Here is a 23122-nt window from a genome sequence, read left to right on the forward strand (position 1 = left end):
GACACCCCATGGATCTGAAATCCCTACGCCATTTCGTCGCCCTGGTCGAACACCAGGGCTTTGCCCGCGCTGGCGAGGCCATCGGCCTGAGCCAACCGGCGCTCAGTCGCAGCATTCAGACACTGGAGCAGCGTCTTGGCTGCGAGCTGATCAACCGGAGTGGCAAGGGAGTCGAGCTGACCCCCCAGGGGCGTCTGGTGCTGGAGCACGCGCAGCGGCTGCTGGCCGGTAGCACCGCCATGCGCAATGCGCTGCGACAGTTCAACGATCTGCAAGCCGGCGAGCTGCTGCTGGGCGCTGGCCCCTTTCCGGCAGCCGGCCTGCTGCCCCGCGTGCTGGGCCAATTCAACCGCCGCCATCCCGGCGTCAGGGTGCATATGGAGGTTCAGCACTGGGTGGCGCTGCGCCAGCAGTTGCTGGCCGAGCAACTGGAGCTGTTCGTCGCCGACATTCGCGAGCTGGAGCACGATCCGCAGCTGGAGGTCACGCCGTTGCAACAGCAGGCCAGTCAACTTTTCTGCCGCGCAGGGCATCCACTGGCCGGGCGCACTGACCTGACGCCGGAGCTGCTGGCAGAGTATCCATTGGCGAGCTTTCGCGTGCCCGACAGAATCTTGCAAGACTTGCGCCGCACTCTGCCCCGGCCGGAGCCCCTGATCAGCCTGGAGTGCGATAACCTGGATGTGCTCAAACGTCTGGTACAACATTGCGATGCACTCAGCATCGGCAGCCTGGATACCCTGAGCGATGAGCTGGCCGCTGGCAGCCTGGCGCTGCTCGACTGGCCAGCGCTGATGCCTGGCACCAGCTTTGGCCTGGTGACGCGGCGTCAGCGGCCGCTATCACCTGCCGCGACCGCGTTTATCGAGATGCTGCGCACCCAGGGCCAGGTGCCGGACCCGACCGTTACAACAGATTGAACAGACTCAGGCCGCTGACTTTGACAAAGCTCTGTTGCGACGCTTCCAGCACCACACTCTGCAGACTCAGGCGGCTAAGCGCCTCGGCATAGTCCAGATCCTGCAGCTCGGAGGTGACGGCGGTATTGATCAGCGACACTTCCTCGTTCTCGGTCAGGGTCGACTCGATCACGTTCATACGCGCGCCTATGGTGGTCTGCACGCTCAACACCTGATTCATCGCGTTGTCGAGATTGTCCAGGGTGATCGCAATCACATCACGGCGCTGCAACTTGTCCTCAGTGCTACTGCCGCCGGTTTCCAGCGTGCTGCGCAGCATCGAGACGGTCTCCAGAATGCTGCGCGTTTCGCGGTTGGTACTGCCGGGTGTGCTATTTCCGGTACTGATAGAAAAACTGTCGCCGGCGGCCAACTCGCCATCCAGCGTCACTGCAACGCCGGCATAGCGAATGGTGTAGCCACCGTCGTCGTTCTCTTCCAGCTGGCCGGTCACCGGGGGGGCCATAGGGTTACCCGCACTGTCGACAACTTCGTAGCTATCGCCAGTGGCGCCAATCACGATGCTGACACTGCCCTGCGGATAGAAGGTGTTGTCGTACGCGTTCTTGTCCTCAACAACACCCAGCGAAATGCGCCCGGTACCCGTGTTGGCCGGATCGGCTTCCGTGTTCACCCGATTGACGTTGGCGACACTGACGAACAAGTCCTTGCCGTTGTCATTGATCGCCACGTACTTGGAGCCGGCAATCTGGATTGAGCGCTGGCCCTCGTCGCCCTGATAGCTGTAGGTGCCATCCGGGTTTTTGACAAAAGGCTGCTGGCTGCTCTGGTAACCGCCAAACAAATACTCCCCACGGGCGTTCTGGCTGTTGAACAGGTTGTACAGTTCCTCTTCACGCTGCTCCAGTTCGGTCGCCAGCGCCTGACGGTCAGCGTCGCTCTTGGAGCCGTCACCCGCCTCGATGGCGATTTCGCGAACACGCTGCAAAACGTTGTTGACCGAATTGAGGATGGCCTCCTCCTGGGTAAGGCTGTTGTTGGCCGCCGTCATATTGGTGCTGTACTGCTCCAGGCGGTTGGCCTCCTGGCTCAGTTGCAGCAGACGCACGGTTGCCACCGGGTCATCCGCCGGCGTGAGAATGCGTTTACCCGAGCTGATCTGCTCCTGGGTGCGGGTGACATTGCCGTAGTTGTCCTGAATGCCGCGCACACCGCTGTTGAACTGCTGGATGGTTGAGATACGCATGGGACGCTACCCGTTATCTGACGCTGTTGATCAGCGTATCAAAAATGGTTCTGGCGACCTGAATCACCTGAGCCGACGCATTATAGTACTGCTCAAACTTGATCAGATTCGCGGCCTCTTCATCCAGACTCACCGCAGAGACCGAATCACGATTATTGGTTGCCTGGGTCAGCACTGCCGCGCTGGATTCGGAGTTGGTGCGCGCCTGAGCGGTATAAGTCGCCACGCGCTGTACCAAGTCGCCATAGCCATCGACAAAGGAGAAGCCTTCGGCACCGTTGGCCTGGCCCAGAACCTTCGCGGTCTGCAGCCCGGACATCACCAGCGCATTGCGGTTATCTGCTACCCCGGCGTTAAAGGCCAGGTTAAAACTGTCGCCATCCTTCGGCGTCCCCGTCATCGACATGCTGAAGGTATACCCGCCCACAGTCACTTCAACGCTGTTGGTCTGGCCCGGAGTGATGACCAGCGGTGACGGGTTGAGTGTGGCGGTGCCGCCTGTCACCTGCAGCTCGCCACTGGCCTCGTCATAGCTCAATTCGACAGGCAACAGCCCCTGCAGCGCGGCCGAGTCGATGGGCGATGGCCCGGCGGTCAGGCTCGGTTGACTCAGACTGCCGGTACCGCGGTTATCCAGGCTGGCCTCAACCGAGCCGGGCGCGGCAAACGCCAGTTCCTGTGGCTGCTGCATCACCACCGTCATCTCGGCGGCGGCATGACGGGTGGGCGTCAGCAGGAAGCGGTCACCGGCAGCGATACCGCCACCGCCCAACTCGATAGTAAAGCCGTCAAGCTCCGGTGGCGGCACACTGTTCAGGTCATAGGGGCCGCTGACGCTGTCATCGGAGGTGCGCCGCACCGTGAACTCGGTGGCACTGGTAAACACCACTTCGTAGTCCGAGGTGCTCAGCTGTGAGGTGTCGCTGATCAGCACATCGAGCTTGGCGTTGGGGTCACTATTGGTGGCGCGCGCAAGGCTACGGCCGTCCACCAGCTCAGCACTGTTGATGTCGTTGAACAGCGAGGCGCCCGCGTTGCCATTGAGGTCCAGCCCCTGGCCTTGCTGCTCGTTGAACTCACTGGCAATCGACAGTGCCAGGCGGCCAATAGCGTTAAGCGCTGGATCCAGCACATCATTACGGTACTTGATCAAACCGCCCAGCTCGCCACCACTGATCAGCCCGGTGACATCCTGCACCGCATTGCCCGCCTTGAGCACCACATCCACCCGCGACGGATCGCCAGCACCCGGCTGCACGGCCAGTGTCGATGCCTGGTTACCCACTACCAATGGCTGACCGGAGCCGATAAAGATGTTCAGCATGTTGTCGTCCTGCTGTACTACGGTCACGCCGATCAATTCACTCAGTTCGCGGACCGCCTCATCACGGGCGTCGAGCAGGTCATTGGGTTGCGCGCCATTGGCGGCAGCCACCGCGATGCTGTCGTTGTAGCTGGCGATCGAGCTGGCCAGACGACTGGCCTGATCGGCCAGCGTGCCCATCTGCTGGCCGATAAACTGATTCTGACTGCTCAGGCTGGTCTGCACCGTGTTGAAGCGTGCCGCCAGGCCCTCGGCCTCGGACAAAAAGAGCTGGCGTGCCGGCAGGTTGGCCGGGTCTTCAATTGCCGTCTGCAGGGCATCAAAATAGCTTTGCAGGCCAGGCGTGATACCGGTAGCGCTGCTGGACACCAAGGTGTTGAGCTGCTCCAGTTGAGACTTAAAGGCCTGCACCTCGGCGTTGGTGGAGGTCGCGGTACGCACCTGGTTGGTCAGAAACTGGTTATAAATGCGGTCTACATCCACCACCTTGGTGCCGTTACCCATATAACCAGCCCCAGTGAAACTGGGTACCTGCGCGGTCTGCACCGCCGTCTGCCGGGTGTAACCTGGGGTGTTGACGTTGGTGATGTTCTGGCCCGTGACCGACAGCTGGGTCTGGGCCGACTTCAGGCCGCTAAGGCCGATACCGAATAAATTTGCCATACTCAAGCCCTGCCGGCGTTGTCAGTAGAGGTGTCGGCGCTGGCTACCCGGCTGTCGCTGCTGCCGATCAGCTGGCGCGCAATCTGCGACACCTTGCGCGCATACTGCGGGTCGGTGGCGTAGCCGGCACGCTGCAACTCGCGGAAGAAGGTATCCGGGTTTTCGGTGCTGCTCAGCGCCTTGCTGTAGCGACCGTTGGTTTCCAGAAAGCTCACGTAATCTTCAAAACTCTGCTCCCAGGAGGCGTAACTGCGAAAGTCCGCTCGCTCGCGGGTGCTCACACCATTGCGGTACTCGGTGGTGGCCACGTTGGCGCTTTCGCCCTGCCAGCCACCATGGGCCTTGATACCGAACAAGTTGTAGCTGGAGCTACCATCAGACTGACGAATGACCGACTTGCCCCAGCCCGTTTCCAATGCCGCCTGAGCAACCAGGTAGTGCGGATCTACACCCAGGCGTGCGGCGGCTTTCTCAGCCATCGGCAGCATGGTTTCGACAAACTCCTCACTGCTGGCAAAGCGCGTACGCCCGGCCGCCTCACCGCTCAGTGCAGCAACACTGGCGCCAGCGCGGCGCATGGCCTCGATGCCGCGCAGCGGCTGCCACTCACTGCTGGCGCTGCTGGCGACGCTGTTATCAGCCCGCTCCAACCGCTCGGCCCAGGCGCTGTAATCCGAGGCAATCTGCAACCGACGCCGCGCCAGCAGCGCCGACTGATCCACCGCCGGCGTGGCGGCATTATCAGCACTGGCGCCGCTTTCTGCCTTCGGCGACAGCTGGCGCATCAAGGCATCACTCAAGCCCAGGCCGCGGCCTTCGGACAGGTGTACAGCCATCTGGCTGTCGTACATCTCCTGATAAAACTTGGTCTGCGGCGTGTTCAGCGGGTTGCCTTCAGCAAAGGCGGCATTGGCCTCACGCATGCTCTTGATCATCATATTGACGAACAGCGATTCGAACTGCTGTGCGACCTTGCGCACGTTCTCCGGGCTGTTGGCATCGCTGCCGACCTTGAGCTGGCTGACGCTGTTGATGTCGGTGTAGCTGACGCTGTTGCTGGTGTTCATGCTGGGCTCCCGGTCAGATAATGACCAGATCGGCATTCAAGGCGCCGGCCTGCTTGAGCGCTTCAAGAATGGCCATCAGGTCGCCCGGCGCGGCGCCAACCTGATTGACGGCGCGCACGATCTCATCGAGCGAAACGCCCGGATTGAACACGAACATGCGGCTATCGCCTTCCTCGATATTGATCTGCGAACTCGGTGAAATCACGGTCTGGCCACCGGACAGCACACCACCGGGCTGACTGACCTGCGGGTTCTCGCTGATAGTCACCGTCAGACCGCCGTGGGTCACGGCAGCCGGCTGCACGCGCACGTCCTGACCGATCACGATGGTGCCGGTGCGCGAATTGATGATGACCTTGGCCGCGGCACTGCCCTGCTCGACCGTCAGGTTTTCGACCATAGCCAGGTAGTCAACCCGCTGGTTGGGGTCGATCGGCGCACGTACGCGCACCGAGCCGCCGTCCAGCGCCTGGGCGACGCCTGGGCCAAAAGTCTCGTTGATGCGATCGACAATACGCTTGGCAGTGGTGAAGTCCGGACGATTGAGATTGAAGACCAGATGGTCCCCGGACGTGAAGGGACTGGATACCGCGCGCTCGACGGTAGCACCGTTGGGGATGCGCCCGGCGCTGGGAATATTGACCGTGATGCGCGAGCCATCGGCGCCCTCGGCACCAAAGCCGCCGACCACCAGGTTGCCCTGGGCAATGGCGTACACCTGGCCGTCGATCCCCTTGAGGGGGGTCATCAGCAGAGAGCCGCCACGCAGGCTCTTGGAGTTACCAATGGACGACACCGTGACGTCGATGGTCTGGCCAGGGCGCGAGAACGGCGGCAGGTCAGCGTGAATCGCCACGGCAGCCACGTTCTTCATCTGAATGCGCGTACCTTCCGGCACAGTAATCCCAAACTGGGTCAGCATGTTCTGGAAGGTCTGCACGGTGAACGGAGTTTGGCTGGTCTGGTCGCCAGAGCCATCCAGACCGACCACCAGGCCGTAACCGATCAACTGGTTGCTGCGCACCCCGGCGATGCTGGCGATGTCCTTGAGACGATCGGCCAGCGCCAGCGGACTGGCGAGCAGCAGACATAAGCAGATAATCAGGCTGCGCATGGCAATACTCCTGTCAGAACGGCCACATGGGGCTGAGGAAGAACTGACTCAGCCAGCCGGGCTGGTTGGCATCGGCAAAGGCACCCTTGCCGGAATAGGTGATACGCGCATCGGCCACACGGGTCGACAGCACGGTGTTGTCCGGGCCAATGTCCTCGGCGCGCACCAGACCGCTGATACGGATCAACTCGTCACCCTGATTAAGGGTGATCCACTTCTCGCCGCGAATCGCCAGAATGCCGTTGGGCAGCACCTCGGCGACGGTCACCGTGATAGAGCCCGACAGGCTGTTGCTCTGATTGGCGTCGGAGCTGCCTTCAAAGGCCCGCTGCCCCGACATGCTGACGCCCAGGTCCAGCCCCTTGAAACCCACGGCATTGCCGAGAATGGTGGGGTTGGCGATGGTGGTCGAACTGTCCTTGTCGATTTCGTTCTCGGCCTTCTTCTGCGCCGCTGTGCGCTCGGTCAGGGTGATGGTAATGATGTCACCGACCCGGTGTGCCTTGCGGTCGTTGTAGAGGCTCATCTCGAAGCCGGGCTGATAGATCGCGCCGTTGTTCAGCTCCTGCGGCAGCGGCGTGCGCGGCAACACCGGCGCGTAGGCCGGGTCATCGCGCATGGGCGGCGCCTGCATGCAGCCGATCAGGCTGACCGGCACCAGCAGCATCAATACCTTAGCCAAACGGATCATGATCAGCTCCCGTCAGAGATTCTGACTGATGTACTGCAGCATCTGATCTGCGGTGGAAATGACCTTGGAGTTCATCTCGTAGGCGCGCTGGGTAGTGATCATGTTGACCAGCTCCTCTACTACGTTGACGTTGGAATTCTCCAGGGTGTTCTGCAACACAGTGCCCAACCCGTTCTGACCAGGGTTACCGGTCTGCGGTGCGCCGCTGGACGCGGTCTCCAGGAACAGGTTGTTGCCAATGGCCTGCAGGCCAGCCGGATTAATGAAATCAGCGGTCTGAATGTTGCCAATCTGCTGCGCGGCCGGGTTGCCAAAGGTGGTGATGCTGACCGTGCCGTCCTCACCTACGGTGAAGGTCTGCACGTCATCCGGCAGCACGATACCCGGTTCCAGCGGAAAGCCGTTGGAGGTCACCACCTGTCCATCAGCATCCAGATGGAAGCTGCCATCACGGGTATAACCAATGCTGCCGTCGGGCATCAGAATTTGAAAGAAGCCACGCCCATTGACCGCCATATCGAGCGGTTGCTCGGTGGTCTGCAGCGTGCCCTCGGTAAAGATTTTCTGGGTGCCAACCACGCGCACACCGGTACCCAGCTGCAAACCGGAGGGCAACTGAGTGTCCTGAGTGCTTTGGCCACCGGGCTGGCGCTTGATCTGATAGAGCAGATCTTCAAACTCGGCGCGGTCGCGCTTGAAGCCAGTGGTCGAGACGTTGGCCAGGTTGTTGGAAATGGTCGACAACATGGTGTCCTGGGCGGACAGGCCGGTCTTGCTGACCCAAAGAGCTGAAAGCATCACCTTTCTCCTCGCGCGCCGACTAATTGACGCGCCGTAGCATTAACTCATCTGCAGAATGCGATCGGTTACCTGCGCATTCTCGTCGGCGGTACGCATCATCTTGATATGCAGTTCAAACTGGCGGGCCAGCGACAACATGGCGGTCATTTCTTCCACCGCATTGACGTTGCTGCCTTCCAGAAAACCGGTTGCTACTTGCACCGCACCGTCGGCCAGCTCTTCCCCGCCCTGGGTATGCATCAGGCCATCCTCGCCCTTTTCCAGCGCGGACTGCGGCGGATTGACCAGCTTGATGCGGTCCACCTCAGCCATCACCGCCGGGCCCTCGCCCAGCGCACGGATACTGATGGTGCCGTCGGAGCCGATCTCGATCTTCTCCGCTGGCGGAATAGCAATCGGCCCGCCGTTGCCCAGCACCGGCAAGCCGCCGCTGGTACGCAAGATGCCAAAGGCGTCAATATTCAGACTGCCAGCCCGGGTGTAGGCCTCGGTGCCGTCCGGTGCCTGCACCGCGATCCAGCCTTCACCCTGTACGGCCACGTCGAGCTCCCGACCGGTCTCGATCATGGTGCCAGCCGACAAATCAGTGCCTGGGCGCTCAGTCATGGCGTAGGCGCGGGTGGCGTAACCGTCACCGAACACCGGCATGGAACGCGCCTGTTCGAAATCACGACGAAAGCCAGTGGTGGTCAGGTTGGCCAGGTTGTTGGCGTGCGCGCGTTGCGCCATCGCGTTTTGACTGGCCCCCGTCATGGAAATGTACAAGGATTTGTCCATGCCCTGCTCCGCTTCGTTTGCGCGACAAGGATTTGCCGCTTTTGCTTACTCAGGGAGTATCAAGCAGAGATCATGCCAACCCTTAAAGATAAGATTTACCCCTTTAAATTCAATAGCTTAAAAAAACAAAAGCGGCAATACCGGCAAACGCCTTTGCCGGTATTGCCGCCTTGCTGGCGTTACCACCCAAGCGCTTAACGTAGGTTGATAATCGCCTGGGTCACTGCATCTTCGGTCTGGATGGTCTTGGCGTTAGCCTGGTAGTTACGCTGCGCCACAATCAGGTTGATCAACTGCTCGGAGATATCCACGTTGGACTCCTCCAGCGCACCGGACTGAATCCCCCCCAGCGTGCCGGTGGTCGGCGCGCCAATGACGGGCTCCCCCGAGGCAGAAGACTGCGCCCAGGCAGTATTGCCCAGCGGTGTCAGCCCCTGCTGATTGGCGAAAGTCGCCAATACCACCTGCCCTTGTACCCGTGTCTGACCGTTGGTGTAACGGGCCACCAGCATGCCGGCGTCGTCAATTTCCAGACCCGCCAGCTCGCCCGTGGTGAAGCCATCCTGACTCACTGCGGTAACAGCAAAGCTGGAGGCGTACTGCGATGAACCGGTGAGGTTGATCGTCAGGTTATTGACCGGCGAATCAGCGCCCGTGGGCTGACCCGTGCTGTCCAGCGGCACCCAGCCACTCAGCGTGTAAGGCTGGTTGGTGGTCAATTCGCCCACGCTGTTGAAGTCCACATCAAAGCGGGTGGTGGTGGTCGGATCAAAAGCCGGATCCGTTGCCTCCACACCGCTCTGTACGTCGCGACCATCGATCAGCACGTACATATCCCAGCTGTTGGCATCGTTCTTCACAAAGTACTTGGTCATGACATGGGAGTTGCCCAGGCTGTCATAAATGGTGACCGACGTAGAGCTGTTGTAGGTTGCCGAGTTGGTCGGATCGAAGGTCGTTGCCGCAGCCGCCTGACCTGCCGCCTCGGCAGCCGCAATCTCGGCCGCCGTCGGGTTGGCAGGGTCAGCCGCGGTCGCAATAGAGGCGGCATAGGCCGCGTCATATTGCTGCGTCCAGACCGCCGGACGAGTCTGCGTGGAATTCAGGTTCAGCGTGGACTCCACCGTCGAGGTGGCATTCGGATCTGCCGAGCGGGTATCCACCCGCAGATCGGTCTGCACGCCCTGGTTGATCTGCCCGGTCACCGCGTTGACCGCAAAGCCCTGCAGCCGCTCACCGGCGTTGTTGACGATATAGCCACTGCTGTCGGTACCGAAGTAGCCGGCACGGGTATAGCTGATCGCCCCGTTGTTGCTGGTAACGAAAAAGCCGTTACCGTTGATGGCCAGATCAAGGCTGTTCTCGGTAAAACTGATGTTGCCCTGATTGAACAGCTGCGCCGCGTTGGACAGGGCCACCCCGCTACCAGTGGCATTGCTGCCGGAGCCCAGCACCGACGCAGCGTACACATCGGCAAACTCGGCGCGCGAACTCTTGAAACCGACCGTGCCAGCGTTGGCAATGTTGTTACCGGTGATATTCAGATCGGAAGCTGCCGCCCGGATACCACTCAAGCCAATATTGAAAGCCATGGTTTATCTCCTCACCTACTGTATGTCGGACGACAGTTATTTGATTGCGTAGACATTGGACAGACTGATGCTGCCCAGGCCCGCCACGTTCAACAGCATTTCACCGCTGTTGCCGGCACCAATGGACACGCTGTCCACGTTGGCAGGCAACAAAGTGGCCATCTGGGTATTCTTGCCACCAATAGATGCCATAGCCTCGACCGTGTAGATGCCCGGTTCAGCCAGATTGCCGCTGCTATCAGTGCCATCCCAGGTGAAGTCGAGCATGCCGGCTTCCTGACTGCCCATATTGATGGTTTTGACCAGGCTGCCCGCCTCGTCGTAGATGTTGACGAACACGTTGCTGCTGCTCTGCTGCAGCGCCAGTTGCCCCTCAAGGCCGGCAGTGGTATCCACCACGGCCTGATCTGTCGGCACAATGACCGTGCGCCCAACCATGGACGAGGCCTGCAGCGCCTGCGACGACTGATAGCCACTGAGCAGCGCCTCCATCGAGGTGTTCAGGTTGCCGATGCCCTCGACCGTACTGAACTGCGCCAGCTGGGCGATAAACTCGCCGTTCTCCTGTGGCGAGAGCGGATCCTGATTGTTCATTTGCGCTACCAACAGCTCAAGAAACTGATCCTTACCCAGCTCGTCTCCGGTGGCAAAGCGGTCCGAGTCGATCTGGTACTGGTCCAGCGCACTGGCGCCGGTTGAAACACTGCTGATGCTCATGGTCTATCTCTCTCCGCTCACTGACCCAGCGTCAGAACGCGCTGCAGCATGGTTTTGGCCGTATTCATGACTTCCACGTTGGTCTGGTAAGACCGTGACGCAGCCATCATGTTGGCCATCTCCTCAACCACATTCACATTCGGGTAATACACATAGCCTTCTTCATTGGCCATCGGATGATCCGGCTCGTAACGCGGCTCCAAACTGGCATCGGACTCGACAATACCGAGTACCGAGACACCGTCACCGGCCTGCTGATCAGGGCTGAACAGCGAACCGCCCGCGGCCTGCTGGCTATTGAAAATCGTGGCAAACACCGGGTTACGTGCGCGATAGGTTTCATCCACGCTACTGGAAACGGTATCGGCATTGGCGATGTTGCTGGCCACGGTGTTCAGGCGCAGCGATTGCGCACTCATGCCAGATCCGGCGATATCGAATACCTTGTCGAGGGACATGCTTACTCTCCCTTGATGGCTGTCATCAGCCCTTTGAATTTGCTGTTGAGGAAGGTAAAGCTGGCCTGGAAGTCGATGGCATTCTGCGTGTAGGCGGCCTTCTCGACCTCCGAGTCCACGGTGTTGCCGTCTACCGCCGGCTGCAACGCATTGCGATAGCGCAACCCGGCCACCTGATCAATCAGACCGTCAATGGCGATATGCTGCTGATCGGTACGGGAGACCGCCAAAGCCGCGGACTCGGCATCTGCGCCCTGCTGGGCTGCCAGCACCGCGTTGAAGTCCAGATCCCGCGCCTTGTAGTTGGGGGTTTCGGCGTTGGCAATGTTGTTGGCCAGCACCTCGGCACGCTGCGAGCGGAAACGCAGAGCCTCCTCGTGCAGCCCCAACGCATTGTCAAAACTGATGCTCATCTCACCCTTCCTCATTCCGGCCATCTGACCAAAAGACGTCACTGGGCAAGACAAAGCAATCAGCGTGCCAAATAAATAATTACTTAATTTTCAAAAGGATACGCAACATAGCGTCAGAAAAGCGGCAAGCCATTACCGCTGAACGGCAAGGCTGCAGCGCCACCGGCAAGGTGGCGGCAAGCAAGAGACGGTAGCAAAAGCAAGGAGGGAGCGACGCGCTGACCCGGCCCAGCCACCCTGCGGGCCTGTCAGCTGGATTAGCGCTGCCTATAACTCAGCGCGCCTTGTACACAATGCCCGGGCTGCATTGCACCATCTGGTACAACTCAGGCAGGCCGTTGAGGGCTTCAGAGGCGCCCAGCATCAGGTAACCGCCGGGCTTCAGGGTGGCGTGAATACGACGCAGAATGTCTTTCTTCACCTCGGCCGAGAAATAGATAAGCACGTTGCGGCAGAACACGAAATCGAACTTGCCGAGCATCGCGTAACTGTCGAGTAAATTCATGGCGCGAAACTCAACCCGGTTGCAAATCGGCGTCTTGACCGTCCAGCGCCCAGGGCCATGCTGATCAAAGTAGCGATTCAAACGCTCGGGAGACAGGCCACGGGCCACCGATAGACTGTCGTACTCTGCGCTCTTGGCCGCATTCAGAATGCCACCAGACAAGTCGGTTGCGACGATCTGGGCACCAGCGCGTAACTGCCCCAGGTTAGCCCGCTCAAACTCGTCTATCGCCATGCTGAGCGAGTACGGCTCCTGTCCGGACGAGCAGGCAGCAGACCAGATACGCAACCGTTGGCCCGGAGACTGCTTGATGAACTCGGGGATCAGCCGCGTCTTGAGCACCTCAAAGGGATACACATCACGAAACCATAGGGTTTCGTTGGTCGTCATGGCGTCGATGACCGACTCCCGCAAGCCACCACGCGGCTGCGCCTGGATACGCTTGACCAGATCGCCGAGACTGCCGATCCCCTCCTGCTCCAGCAGGCGATTCAAGCGACTGGACACCAGATACTGCTTGTTGTCCCCCAGCACGATGCCGCAGGCTTTTTCCAAAAAGTCTCGGAACTGCTGAAAATCCTGATTCGCCAAAGTCACGACGTCTGCCTTGTATCAATTGAAATCAAGCACTCACCCCTCACCCACGCCGTCATCGCGCAGCAAATGCAGGCGAGCCATCACGCGCTGAGCCAGGTCGTCCGGCTTGAACTTGGCGAGAAAGTCATCGGCACCCACCTTCTTGACCATCGCCTGGTTGAATACCCCGGACAGCGAGGTATGCAGCATGATATGCAAGCGATTCAGACGCGGATCATTGCGCACTTCGGCGGTCAGGGTGTAACCATCCATTTCCGGCATCTCGATGTCCGAAATCATCATCAGCAACGTCTGACTGACATCCTCGCCTGCCTCGGCCCTCGCCTTGAGCCACTCCAACGCCTGCTTGCCGTCATTGAGTGCCACAATCTCGACGCCCACCTCCTGCAGACAACGCATCACCTGCTTGCGGGCAATGGCAGAGTCATCGACGATCAGCACCTTGCGCGCAACAGCTTCGGCCTGGGTGTCGGCATCTACCACGCCAGCCGAGACTTGCTCATTGGTGGGCACCACCTCTGCCAGCACCTTCTCGACATCGATGATTTCCACCATCTGATTATCAACCCGCGTCACCGCCGTAAGGTAGTGCTCGCGACCCGTGCCCTTTGGCGGCGGATGGATTTCAGACCAGTTCATATTGACGATGCGCTCGACCGAGCGCACCAGAAAACCCTGCACCTTGTAGTTGTACTCGGTGATGATCACGAAGGCGGTGTCGATATTGTCCAGCCCAGGACCGCCGGTCGCGCGATTGAGGTCGAGAATCGGCAGCGTGCCGCCACGGATGTGTGCCACGCCACGCACCACCGGATGCAGCTTGGGCATGGCGGTCAGGCGAGGGCACTGCAGCACCTCCTTGACCTTGAACACATTGATGCCATAGAGCTGATTGCCTGCCAGGCGAAACAACAGCAATTCGAGTCGGTTTTGCCCAACCAGCTGCGTCCGCTGATTGACTGAATCCATCACACCAGCCATCGGCTGCTCCTCGTCATCATAACGGCGATGCGGCATGTTTCCTGCAGGACCTGTCAATATGTGACAACAATCCGACAGAACAAGACCCCATCAGGAATGTAGGTAATTGTATGCGTTTTATCATCGGGTGCGCGGCGATGGCGATTTTTTTTTCCGCCAGACTGCACGCAAACCCGCTCATTGATCAGCTTATCGGCGCTACCACGGACTTTCTTGAGCAGGAAGTGCAGCAGCATATTGCCAGCAGCGGGCTGGAGGCGCGCCATGAGATCCGCCTCAGCCGGCTGGACCAGAGACTGCGCCTGCCGCTTTGCGCCGACGACGCCATCAGCGCCGAACTGGAGAGCCCTGCGACTCCGGTAGGCCGGGTGACAGTACGCATCAGCTGCAGTGCACCCTCACCCTGGCGGCTGTTCGTGCCTGCGCAAGTGAGCCTGTTTCAGCCCGTGGTGGTCAGCACCAGGCCGCTCAGCCGACGCGCAGTGGTCAGCGCCCAGGATGTGCGCCTGGCCGAACGCGACACTGGCCTGCTAGGCGACAATTACCTGCTGGACCCGGCGCAGGCCATCGGCATGCAACTCAAGCGCAATATCTCAGCCGACAGCGTGCTCAGCTACACCCAGCTTGAACGCAACCGGATCGTGCAGCGCGGCGACAAGGTGGTGATCAGCTCCGGCAACAGCAACGTCTCGGTCAAGATGCCGGGCGAAGCCATGGAGGACGGCACCCAGGGCCAGCAGATTCGCGTGCGCAACACGCGCTCGGGGCGGGTCATACGCGCACGGGTCACAGGCCCGGGGCAGGTAGAGGCAGGCATGTGACGCAGCGGCAAAAGCGATATACTCGATCCGGGCAAAAATGTGACCGGCGTCACGCAAATTTTCCCTAAAGTTTTCTGGCGCGCTGCCGTTACAGCGGTTAGAGAAGATTTAACAGCTTGAGGAATTCATCATGGTCATCGACTTCAACTCGCCTAACGGAGCCAATGGCGTCGGCCGTAACAGCCAAGCCAACAGTGCCGCCGCCAAGCGCGAAGCCGGCGCCGTAAACGATCAAAACGCCCAAACCGCAGCGCAACCGGCAGAACAGGATGACGCCCCCTCTTCAGTCAACCTGAGCGCCCAGGCGCAGCAGCTGCAGGCCATTGAAGAAAAGCTGCGCGAGCTGCCGGAAGTCGACAGCGAGCGCGTCAGCCAACTCCGCCAGGCCATCGCCGATGGCAGCTACAAGCCGGACAGCAGCCGTATCGCCGACAAGTTGCTGAACCTGGAAGGCTGACAAGCAGTAGTCACAATACCCTCCCTGCCTGTACTCTTGGCTGCAGCTTTCAATTAACTACGCGCAGCCAGGAGGCAGTCCATGCACCCCTTGCAACAGCACTTTCAGCAAGCAGAACAAGACTGCCAAGCCTACCTGGCCCTGCTCGACCAGGAGCGCGACGCGCTGACCAGTCAGGATGTCGGCCAGCTGGAGCAGTTACTTGAACAAAAACGCCCCTATACCGACAAGCTGATCACTCACGACCAGCAGCTCAAACACTATTGTCAGCAGAATAACCTGCAACTGGGCCAACTGGCGGAGCACATCAGCCTCCAGCAAGACGCTGAGCTGCAGGCGCATTATCAGGCGTTTCTGCAAGCACTGACCCGCTGCCAGCAAGCCAACGACCGCAATGCCCGCCTGGTACACCACAGCCAGCACGCCACTCGCTCATTGCTGGATTTGCTCCGCAATCAGGGCGAACCGGGTAGCGGCATCTATGACCAGCTTGGCAATCGCAGCCGCACAGGTCAAACCCGAGATCTGAGCAAAGCCTGAGCGCGGGATGCCATTTAGCCACTACGCTGTGTATAGTCATCAATTTCCTACTGAAACCGAGTAGCAGAAGTGCCCAACCTATTCTCACAAGAAGCAGGCCCACAGCCGCCCCGCGAAATCCGCGCCCAAGTGGAAATCATGGCACTGCTCAAGACCTTAATGCAGCACCGCGACCCCTTGACCGTCACGTTCACTGATCGCAGCCAGAAATTCCAAAGCTTCATCGTCAAGCTCGACACCGATCAGGGCGAGCTATGGATCGACGAACTCATCCCCCGAGAAGGCGACAAGTACGCCAGCCAAGGCGAGCCGTTCCGCATCGACGTCTGGCATGAGGGCATACACATGCGCTGGGACTGCCCCGGCGCGACCCAGGTTGAGCTGGACGACGCCCCGGCATACTCGGCTGGCGTGCCGGATGAACTTTTCTACCATCAGAAACGCGGCGCCTTCCGCGCCAGCGTACGCCGCACAGCAGATATCGCCGTAGAACTGGCTCATCCTGAGCGCAAGCGTCGCTTCACCGCCTATTTGATGGATCTGTCAGCTACCGGCTGCAAGATTCGGCTGGAGGGCGACATGAGCCGCTCACTTAGCCCTGGCGAGCTATACACCCCTGCCACGCTCCACCTACCGGACGCCGGGCGTGTTGAGGTGAGCATGGAGGTGCGCCATGTCGAGTACCGTGAAGAGGCCAATGAAACCCACGCTGGCATGATGTTCAAGCAGCCCACTCCCCTGGCTCAGCGCAGCATCGATCGTTTCGTCAACTTTCTGCAACGCGAAGCTCGCCGCCTGGAAAAAGAAGACCTGTTCTAGCGCTGCCCTCAATCTCGCACCTCACGCAGAGCGCTCGGCCTGCCGCGCTCCCTGCGACGGCGATGATACTCCAAAGGCCCCTTCAGGCCGGGCGATGGTCATCCTGATCGGCGTCTTCTTCTGCCTCAGCGACAGTCTCTTCCTGCATTTGCTCGGCAACCGCCTGCTCATCCACCCGCGGATCAAAGGCAGCCGCCAGCGGCGAACTGGCCAGGTTACCGGCTGCGGGCATGTACTGCAGCGGGGCCGCCTCAACCAGGTTCTCACCGGTTACCGCATCGGCCCGCACACGTACAACAAGAATGGCACTACAGGCAGCCATGAAGATGTACAACATCTGCGGCCCCCACAGCTTCATCATCGCAGAGCTCAGCAGCGGCCCGATACTCGCCCCCAGGCCGAAGGTCACCAGCAACATGGCAGACAGCGGCACCCGGTCATCCGGCTCCACGTGGTCATTGGCCAGCGCAACCGCCATCGGATAAAGGGTGAAGACCATCAGCCCGAACAGCGCCGTCAACACGATCAGCGCTCCACTCGGGATGAAACCAATCGCCATCAACACCGACACGGCAGTCAGCACCATCGCGTTTAGCTGAATCAGATGACTGCGGTCCACACGATCCGACAGCCAGCCGGCCGGCCACTGGGCCGCCAGACCCGCACAAATGGTGACCGCCATATACATACCAATCTCGGAGTTGTTCAGCCCGACCGCACCAGCAAATACTGGTGCCATGCCGTAAAAAGCGCCCAGCATCAAACCGGCCACCGCGATAGTGGTCAATGCCTGAGGAATACGCTGTACGAACAACTTCACCTTGAGCGGCGCCGGATGTAGCGGCGCAGGGTGAATCTGGCGAGTGGTTGCCACCGGCACCAGACAAAGCGAAAAGCACATTGCCACATACAGCAGATGATCGACCGCCAGGTCGGGCTTGAGCGCAAAGACCACTTGCCCCAGCACCAACCCAAGGAAGGTCACCACCATGTAACTGGCGAACACCATACCGCGTTGATGCGACTCAGCCTGCTCATTCAGCCAGCTTTCCAGCACCATGTACTGACACATCATCGCCATGCCGACCAGCACACGCAGCGCCAGCCATATTTGCACCGACTCTGTCAGCGCATGTCCCAGCACCGACGCCGTCACCAGACCGGCGCTGGCCACAAAGGCGCGGATATGACCGACCCGGGCGATCAGTCGGTGCCCAATTGACGCGCCCGCCACCAGGCCACCGTAATACCCGGTCATCAGCACACCAATCCACAGCTCACTGACCCCCTCAGCCGCCAAACGCAAGCCGAGATAGGTACTCAACAAACCGCTGCCAAGCAGCATCAACAGCGTGGCGAAATACAGGGAAGAAAAGGCAGCAAGTGCGCGAGACATCCAAACTCCATAGCGATTGCAATACAAATGTTGCCGAAAGGCACTGCGCCATCAATCCGGCGCCCGGGCCGGAGAGACACAAAAGCGGATCAGTGCCTGCCAATAGTAGCCGAAACTGCATGAAACAAAGCCTACAAATAGCAGATTCAGCCGCTCTGCAGCTGTGGACCGGTGAGAACGCGCCCTGTTCCGCAAAGACCATTGCATCCCGGCCAGAATTAAACGCATCTACAGACACAAAGCTTGAAAAATAAACCCAGCAGACGCAACATAAGATAAACCCTCAACATAACAGGCACCGCCATGACCACCGCACCTGCAGCCGTAAAGAAAGACATGGCCCTGGTCGGCTTGCGTACCGCGCTGACTATTCTGGGTAAATGGCAAACCAGCACTGAACAGGCCGGCAACATCCTGCGCATTTCGCGCAGCACCATCAGCCGCGCCCGCACAGACAAGGCCGTATCGCTGGACGAAGACCAGCTCAAACGCGTATCACTGGTTCTCAACATCCACAGCGCGCTGCGCATGCTGTTTGATAATCCGGCCAACGTCTACGGCTTCATGCGAATGGAAAACCATAACGAATTCTTCAATGGCAGAAGCCCGCTGGATGTCGTGCAAGGCGGTGACATGATCGCTCTTTACGAAACCTTCCGCCGCATCGACAGCCTGCGCGGGGCCCAATGGTAAACGCTGCGGGCTCGCTGCAGATCCTAACGGGCTACCGCCTGATCAACAGCAAATATCCGCCCACCTCGCTATTCGATGATGTCGCTGACGCCGACGACTTCGACGCACTGTTTCTGCTACAGGAACTGACCAACCCGCGCCTGCAAAATGAACTGGGCAACCTGCAACTGATCAACACCACCGACATCCCCTTCGGCATCACCGGCTGCAACATGGCGACCGCACCTTTCACCCACGTTAACCCGGCTGGCTCCCGATTCAGCAGCGGCGACTACGGCGTGCTCTATGTCGCGGATACCATCGAAACCGCCGTGCTTGAGGTCAGGCACCACCAGCAGCTGTACTGGCACAAGGTACCGGCACTCGAATACGAGCGCATGCTATTCCGCGGTCTGCGTTGCACCTTCGTAGACGAAAATTTGTTTGATTTGACCGACCGCCCAATAAACGACCCGGTTTACGCACCAGCAGACTACAGCGCCAGCCAAGCCCTCGGCGCCAAGATCCGCAAGGACGGCGCCAACGGCGTGAAGTACTGGTCAGTCCGCAACCAGGCCCAGCACGCGCTCTGCTGGGGCCTGTTTACCCCGAAAATCGTACAAAGCTGCATCCAGACCGCCGCCTATGAAATGATCTGGTCTGACGGCATCACCAGTGTGGGAAAGTTGTCGGTGTTTTGAAAGGGCATACATAAACGCGACCTGACGCTGCGACAAGAGCGCTCACCAAACGCTGAAAACACAAAAGGCTTGCCGATTAAAAACCGTGCAAGCCTTTATTTTTACTGGCGCGCGAGCCCGGATTCGAACCGGGGACCTACCGCTTAGGAGGCGGTTGCTCTATCCAGCTGAGCTACAAGCGCGTATCCCTGTGACGAGCCGTCTGCTGGCTGTCAGACGCTGCGCATCTTAACCAAAGCAGGGTACCATTTCCACCGATGCAAGGACCGGGAATGGCGATAGCAAAAGGCCATTCGTCGTAAACCCGTCACATTTTACAGACATTTTATTGTCGCACTCTGGCGCTCCCAAAAAAAACAAGGTCTACTAGTGGCACCATATAAGCAAAACTTGTCTAACCTTAAGACAAGAAGCGCCGGCCGACGGGTTCCCAACCGCACTGAGGCAACTGGCCAGCATCGATTTTTTCAGCCAAGCGATTATTATTGCCCCATGAAAACAGCGACCCAACACTACACCAGCCGCACTGCCGACAAGTTCGTCGTTCGCCTGCCCCAAGGCATGCGTGACCGCATAGCCGATGTAGCCAAACAACACCACCGCAGCATGAATTCGGAGATCATCGCCCGGCTGGAACACAGCCTGCTTGATTTACCGACGCTGCCGGAAACTAGCCAGCCGTCGCGCAAGATGCTCAACGAGCAGGATATCGACGGCCTCAGCAGCCCCGAGCGCGAGCTGTTGCTGCGCTTCCGGGAAATGAGCCGCCGCCAGCAAAATGCCCTGCTGGCCCTGCTAGCCAACGAACAGCAGTAAGGCCGTCTGGCAGCCGAGCCGCTAGCGCAAGCAATGCCCCTGCCTTCGCGGCACAAAAAAACCCGCTCAATTGAGCGGGTTTTTTATTGCCTGCCAATCTCAGCCAACAAAGTTCAGCAGGATACCTGCTGCCACTGCCGAGCCGATAACACCAGCCAGGTTCGGGCCCATGGCGTGCATCAACAGGAAGTTCTGCGGGTTAGCCTCAAGACCGACACGGTTGGATACGCGTGCCGCCATCGGTACCGCCGACACACCAGCCGAGCCAATCAAGGGGTTGATCGGGTTCTTGCTTAGCAAATTGAGCAACTTGGCCATCAGGACACCAGCCGCAGTACCGGCGCAGAACGCCAGCATACCCAGCACCAGGATACCCAGGGTCTTGAGCTGCAGGAAGGAGTCAGCAGACAGCTTGGAGCCGACCGCCAGGCCCAGACCAATGGTGACAATGTTGATCAGCGCATTGCGGGTGGTGTCCGCCAGGCGCTCAACCACACCGCACTCACGCATCAGGTTGCCGAAGCAAAGCATACCTACCAGAGGCGCCGCATCAGGCAGCAGCAAGGCAACCAGCATGAGCAGCAACAGCGGGAAGATGATCTTCTCGGCCTTGCTGACCACACGCAGCTGAGTCATGACGATGCCACGCTCTTTCTGGTTGGTCAGTGCGCGCATGATCGGCGGCTGCAGCAGCGGCACCAGCGCCATGTAGGAGTAGGCCGCTACGGCAATCGGGCCCAGCAGATCTGGCGCCAGCTTAGAGGTCACAAAGATGGAGGTCGGACCGTCAGCACCACCAATAATGGCAATGGAGGCCGCTTCCTTCATGGTGAACTCAAAGCCCGGGATGCCGGCCGAGGTCAGCGCCAGCGCACCCAGCAGCGTGCCGAAAATACCAAACTGGGCCGCAGCGCCCAGCAGCAGCGTACGCGGGTTGGCCAACATGGGACCGAAATCGGTCATCGCGCCCACGCCCATGAAGATCAGCAGCGGGAACACGCTGGTCGGCAGACCCACTTCATAGATCAGATGCAGAATGCCCGCACCTTCTGCCATGTTTGCCACCGGCAGGTTGGCCAGCACACCGCCAAAGCCGATAGGAATCAGCAGCAGCGGCTCAAAGCCCTTGCGGATGGCCAGGTAGATCAGACCAAAGCACACCAGGATCATCACGGCCTGACCTGCGGTCATGTGATAGATGCCCGTGGTGTGCCATAGCTGGAGGAGCTTATCCATTACTCTCCCCCTTAACCGATGGTCAGCAGAGTGTCGCCGACCGCTACCGCGTCGCCAACCTTGACACCAACCGACACCACAGTGCCTGCACGTACGGCGCGCACTTCGGTTTCCATCTTCATGGCCTCGAGGATCATCACCACATCACCCTCTTCCACCTCATCGCCGGCGCTGACCAGCACCTTGAAGATGTTGCCCGACAGCGGCGCGCCCTGAGCCTCGCCCTCACCTACCGGCGCTGCAGCAGCAGCCGGTGCGGCGGCGCTGTCGCCAATTGGCTTGATACCGGCGATGTCGCCACCTTCGGTCACCTGAACGACATACTCCTTGCCATTAACAGCAACGGTGTAGGCCTGCGGCGCTTCTGACTTACCCGATGCAGCCGGTACCTCGTTACCTGTCGGCACGGGTTCGAAGGCGTCAGGGTTGCCACGGTTTTCCAGGAACTTGAGACCAATCTGCGGGAACAGCGCGTAAGTCAGAACGTCGTCAATCTCATTCTCGGCCAGCTTGATGCCCTTTTCGCTGGCCAGGCCCTTGAGCTCGGCAGTCAGCTTGTCCATCTCGGCTTCCAGCAGGTCAGCCGGACGGCAGGTGATGGCATCTGCACCATCGAGTACACGGGCTTGCAGGTCACTGTTGAACGGGGCCGGCGCAGCGCCGTACTCGCCCTTCAGAACGCCTGCGGTTTCCTTGGTGATCGACTTGTAACGCTCGCCGGTCAGTACGTTGATGACAGCCTGAGTACCGACGATCTGCGAGGTGGGGGTAACCAGCGGAATAAAGCCCAGATCCTCGCGCACACGCGGAATTTCGGCCAGTACGTCGTCGAACTTGTCGCTGGCGCCCTGCTCTTTCAGCTGATTTTCCATATTGGTCAGCATGCCACCGGGCACCTGAGCGACCAGAATGCGCGAATCGACACCACGCAGGTTGCCTTCAAACTTGGCGTATTTCTTCCGCACTTCACGGAAGTAGGCAGCCACTTCTTCCAACAGCTCCAGGTTCAGGCCAGTGTCGCGCAGGGAATTCTGGAAGATGGCAACGACCGATTCGGTCGGCGAGTGACCGTAGGTCATGGACATGGAGGAAATAGCAGTATCAACGTTGTCGATACCCGCTTCGGCCGCCTTGAGGATAGCGGCAGTGGACAGGCCAGCGGTCGCATGGCACTGCATGTGAACCGGAATGCTCAGCGTAGACTTCAGCTGACTGACCAGATCGAACGCAACGTAGGGGTTCAGAATGCCGGCCATATCCTTGATGGCGATGGAGTCGGCCCCCATGTCTTCAATCTGCTTGGCCAGATCCACCCACATCTGCAGGGTGTGCACTGGGCTGGTAGTGTAGGAAATGGTGCCTTGGGCGTGCTTGCCCTGCGCCTTGACGGCCTTCAGAGCGGTTTCCAGGTTGCGCGGGTCGTTCATCGCGTCAAACACGCGGAATACGTCCACACCGTTGACCGCAGCACGCTCGACGAACTTCTCAACCACGTCGTCGGCGTAATGGCGGTAACCCAGCAGGTTCTGGCCACGCAGCAGCATCTGCTGACGGGTGTTGGGCATGGCCTTTTTCAGAGCGCGAATACGCTCCCACGGATCTTCCCCAAGGTAACGAATGCAGGCATCAAAGGTCGCGCCGCCCCAGGATTCAACAGACCAGAAGCCAACCTGATCCAGCTTGCCAGCGATCGGCAGCATGTCGTCCAGACGCATGCGCGTCGCCAGGATGGATTGGTGAGCATCACGCAGGATGACATCGGTAATGCCCAGAGGCTGTTTGTTGTCGGTCATAGTGT

At 59.7% G+C, this 23122-nt stretch carries 24 protein-coding genes and 1 tRNA gene; 8 read left to right on the top strand and 17 right to left on the bottom strand.

What is annotated here, in order from left to right:
* Positions 1-8 precede the first annotated feature (8 nt).
* On the top strand, positions 9-920 hold the full coding sequence (locus HV822_RS02910) for a LysR family transcriptional regulator (RefSeq protein ID WP_238872179.1): 912 nt from the start codon (positions 9-11) through the stop codon (positions 918-920).
* Here HV822_RS02910 and flgL read toward each other — a convergent pair.
* From flgL to HV822_RS02975, 13 genes are all read right to left on the bottom strand, one after another.
* Positions 907-2166: a flagellar hook-associated protein FlgL gene (gene flgL / locus HV822_RS02915; protein WP_238872180.1), complete on the bottom strand. Its 1260-nt coding sequence runs from the start codon at positions 2164-2166 to the stop codon at positions 907-909. The genes HV822_RS02910 and flgL overlap by 14 nt on opposite strands.
* Positions 2167-2179: 13 nt before the next feature.
* Positions 2180-4153 (bottom strand): flagellar hook-associated protein FlgK, encoded by a 1974-nt coding sequence (gene flgK, locus HV822_RS02920; protein ID WP_238872182.1) that lies wholly within the window; start codon positions 4151-4153, stop codon positions 2180-2182.
* Positions 4154-4155: 2 nt separating this feature from the next.
* Positions 4156-5220 (bottom strand): flagellar assembly peptidoglycan hydrolase FlgJ, encoded by a 1065-nt coding sequence (gene flgJ / locus HV822_RS02925; RefSeq protein WP_238872184.1) that lies wholly within the window; start codon positions 5218-5220, stop codon positions 4156-4158.
* A gap of 13 nt (positions 5221-5233) precedes the next feature.
* Positions 5234-6334 carry a flagellar basal body P-ring protein FlgI gene (locus HV822_RS02930; protein ID WP_238872186.1) on the bottom strand — a complete coding sequence of 367 codons (1101 nt, stop codon included), beginning with the start codon at positions 6332-6334 and terminating at the stop codon, positions 5234-5236.
* 13 nt (positions 6335-6347) lie between these two features.
* On the bottom strand, positions 6348-7025 hold the full coding sequence (gene flgH, locus HV822_RS02935) for a flagellar basal body L-ring protein FlgH (RefSeq protein ID WP_238872188.1): 678 nt from the start codon (positions 7023-7025) through the stop codon (positions 6348-6350).
* A gap of 12 nt (positions 7026-7037) precedes the next feature.
* On the bottom strand, positions 7038-7823 hold the full coding sequence (gene flgG, locus HV822_RS02940) for a flagellar basal-body rod protein FlgG (RefSeq protein WP_238872189.1): 786 nt from the start codon (positions 7821-7823) through the stop codon (positions 7038-7040).
* A gap of 42 nt (positions 7824-7865) precedes the next feature.
* Complete coding sequence (flgF, locus tag HV822_RS02945; protein ID WP_238872191.1) at positions 7866-8603, bottom strand: flagellar basal-body rod protein FlgF; 738 nt, start codon at positions 8601-8603, stop codon at positions 7866-7868.
* 194 nt (positions 8604-8797) lie between these two features.
* Positions 8798-10195 carry a flagellar hook protein FlgE gene (locus tag HV822_RS02950; protein ID WP_238872192.1) on the bottom strand — a complete coding sequence of 466 codons (1398 nt, stop codon included), beginning with the start codon at positions 10193-10195 and terminating at the stop codon, positions 8798-8800.
* 36 nt (positions 10196-10231) lie between these two features.
* Complete coding sequence (gene flgD / locus HV822_RS02955) at positions 10232-10912, bottom strand: flagellar hook assembly protein FlgD (protein WP_238872194.1); 681 nt, start codon at positions 10910-10912, stop codon at positions 10232-10234.
* A gap of 17 nt (positions 10913-10929) precedes the next feature.
* Complete coding sequence (gene flgC, locus HV822_RS02960) at positions 10930-11370, bottom strand: flagellar basal body rod protein FlgC (protein WP_238872195.1); 441 nt, start codon at positions 11368-11370, stop codon at positions 10930-10932.
* Between the two features lie 2 nt (positions 11371-11372).
* Positions 11373-11783, bottom strand: coding sequence for a flagellar basal body rod protein FlgB (flgB, locus tag HV822_RS02965; protein WP_238872197.1), 411 nt, complete (start codon positions 11781-11783; stop codon positions 11373-11375).
* 274 nt (positions 11784-12057) lie between these two features.
* Positions 12058-12885 (bottom strand): CheR family methyltransferase, encoded by an 828-nt coding sequence (locus HV822_RS02970; protein WP_238872198.1) that lies wholly within the window; start codon positions 12883-12885, stop codon positions 12058-12060.
* A gap of 33 nt (positions 12886-12918) precedes the next feature.
* Positions 12919-13866, bottom strand: coding sequence for a chemotaxis protein CheV (locus tag HV822_RS02975; RefSeq protein ID WP_238873522.1), 948 nt, complete (start codon positions 13864-13866; stop codon positions 12919-12921).
* 110 nt (positions 13867-13976) lie between these two features.
* Between HV822_RS02975 and flgA the strand changes: the two genes are divergently transcribed.
* From flgA to HV822_RS02995, 4 genes are all read left to right on the top strand, one after another.
* Positions 13977-14687 (top strand): flagellar basal body P-ring formation chaperone FlgA, encoded by a 711-nt coding sequence (gene flgA / locus HV822_RS02980; protein WP_238872200.1) that lies wholly within the window; start codon positions 13977-13979, stop codon positions 14685-14687.
* Positions 14688-14817: 130 nt separating this feature from the next.
* Entirely contained in the window at positions 14818-15144 is a 327-nt protein-coding gene (gene flgM, locus HV822_RS02985; protein WP_238872202.1) for a flagellar biosynthesis anti-sigma factor FlgM, read from the top strand.
* A gap of 81 nt (positions 15145-15225) precedes the next feature.
* On the top strand, positions 15226-15684 hold the full coding sequence (locus tag HV822_RS02990) for a flagella synthesis protein FlgN (RefSeq protein ID WP_238872204.1): 459 nt from the start codon (positions 15226-15228) through the stop codon (positions 15682-15684).
* 138 nt (positions 15685-15822) lie between these two features.
* A complete protein-coding gene (locus HV822_RS02995; protein ID WP_238872206.1) occupies positions 15823-16503 on the top strand; it encodes a flagellar brake protein in 681 nt (226 codons plus the stop codon).
* A gap of 82 nt (positions 16504-16585) precedes the next feature.
* Here the strand turns inward: HV822_RS02995 and HV822_RS03000 are convergent, their stop codons facing one another.
* Positions 16586-17899: an MFS transporter gene (locus HV822_RS03000; RefSeq protein ID WP_238872208.1), complete on the bottom strand. Its 1314-nt coding sequence runs from the start codon at positions 17897-17899 to the stop codon at positions 16586-16588.
* Positions 17900-18202: 303 nt separating this feature from the next.
* Between HV822_RS03000 and HV822_RS03005 the strand changes: the two genes are divergently transcribed.
* Together HV822_RS03005 and HV822_RS03010 are read left to right on the top strand one after the other, a co-directional pair.
* On the top strand, positions 18203-18592 hold the full coding sequence (locus HV822_RS03005; RefSeq protein ID WP_238872209.1) for an antitoxin Xre-like helix-turn-helix domain-containing protein: 390 nt from the start codon (positions 18203-18205) through the stop codon (positions 18590-18592).
* Positions 18586-19272 carry an RES family NAD+ phosphorylase gene (locus HV822_RS03010; protein ID WP_238872211.1) on the top strand — a complete coding sequence of 229 codons (687 nt, stop codon included), beginning with the start codon at positions 18586-18588 and terminating at the stop codon, positions 19270-19272. The genes HV822_RS03005 and HV822_RS03010 overlap by 7 nt, the downstream gene beginning before the upstream one ends.
* Positions 19273-19377: 105 nt before the next feature.
* Here the strand turns inward: HV822_RS03010 and HV822_RS03015 are convergent.
* Positions 19378-19454 (bottom strand) — tRNA-Arg (locus HV822_RS03015).
* Positions 19455-19764: 310 nt separating this feature from the next.
* Between HV822_RS03015 and HV822_RS03020 the strand changes: the two genes are divergently transcribed.
* A complete protein-coding gene (locus tag HV822_RS03020) occupies positions 19765-20088 on the top strand; it encodes an Arc family DNA-binding protein (RefSeq protein WP_238872213.1) in 324 nt (107 codons plus the stop codon).
* Positions 20089-20187: 99 nt separating this feature from the next.
* Here the strand turns inward: HV822_RS03020 and HV822_RS03025 are convergent, their stop codons facing one another.
* Both HV822_RS03025 and oadA read right to left on the bottom strand, forming a co-directional pair.
* Positions 20188-21324, bottom strand: coding sequence for a sodium ion-translocating decarboxylase subunit beta (locus HV822_RS03025; protein ID WP_238872215.1), 1137 nt, complete (start codon positions 21322-21324; stop codon positions 20188-20190).
* 11 nt (positions 21325-21335) lie between these two features.
* A complete protein-coding gene (oadA, locus tag HV822_RS03030; RefSeq protein WP_238872217.1) occupies positions 21336-23117 on the bottom strand; it encodes a sodium-extruding oxaloacetate decarboxylase subunit alpha in 1782 nt (593 codons plus the stop codon).
* Positions 23118-23122: the final 5 nt, after the last annotated feature.

Source organism: Halopseudomonas maritima (assembly GCF_021545785.1).
Classification (GTDB): domain Bacteria; phylum Pseudomonadota; class Gammaproteobacteria; order Pseudomonadales; family Pseudomonadaceae; genus Halopseudomonas; species Halopseudomonas maritima.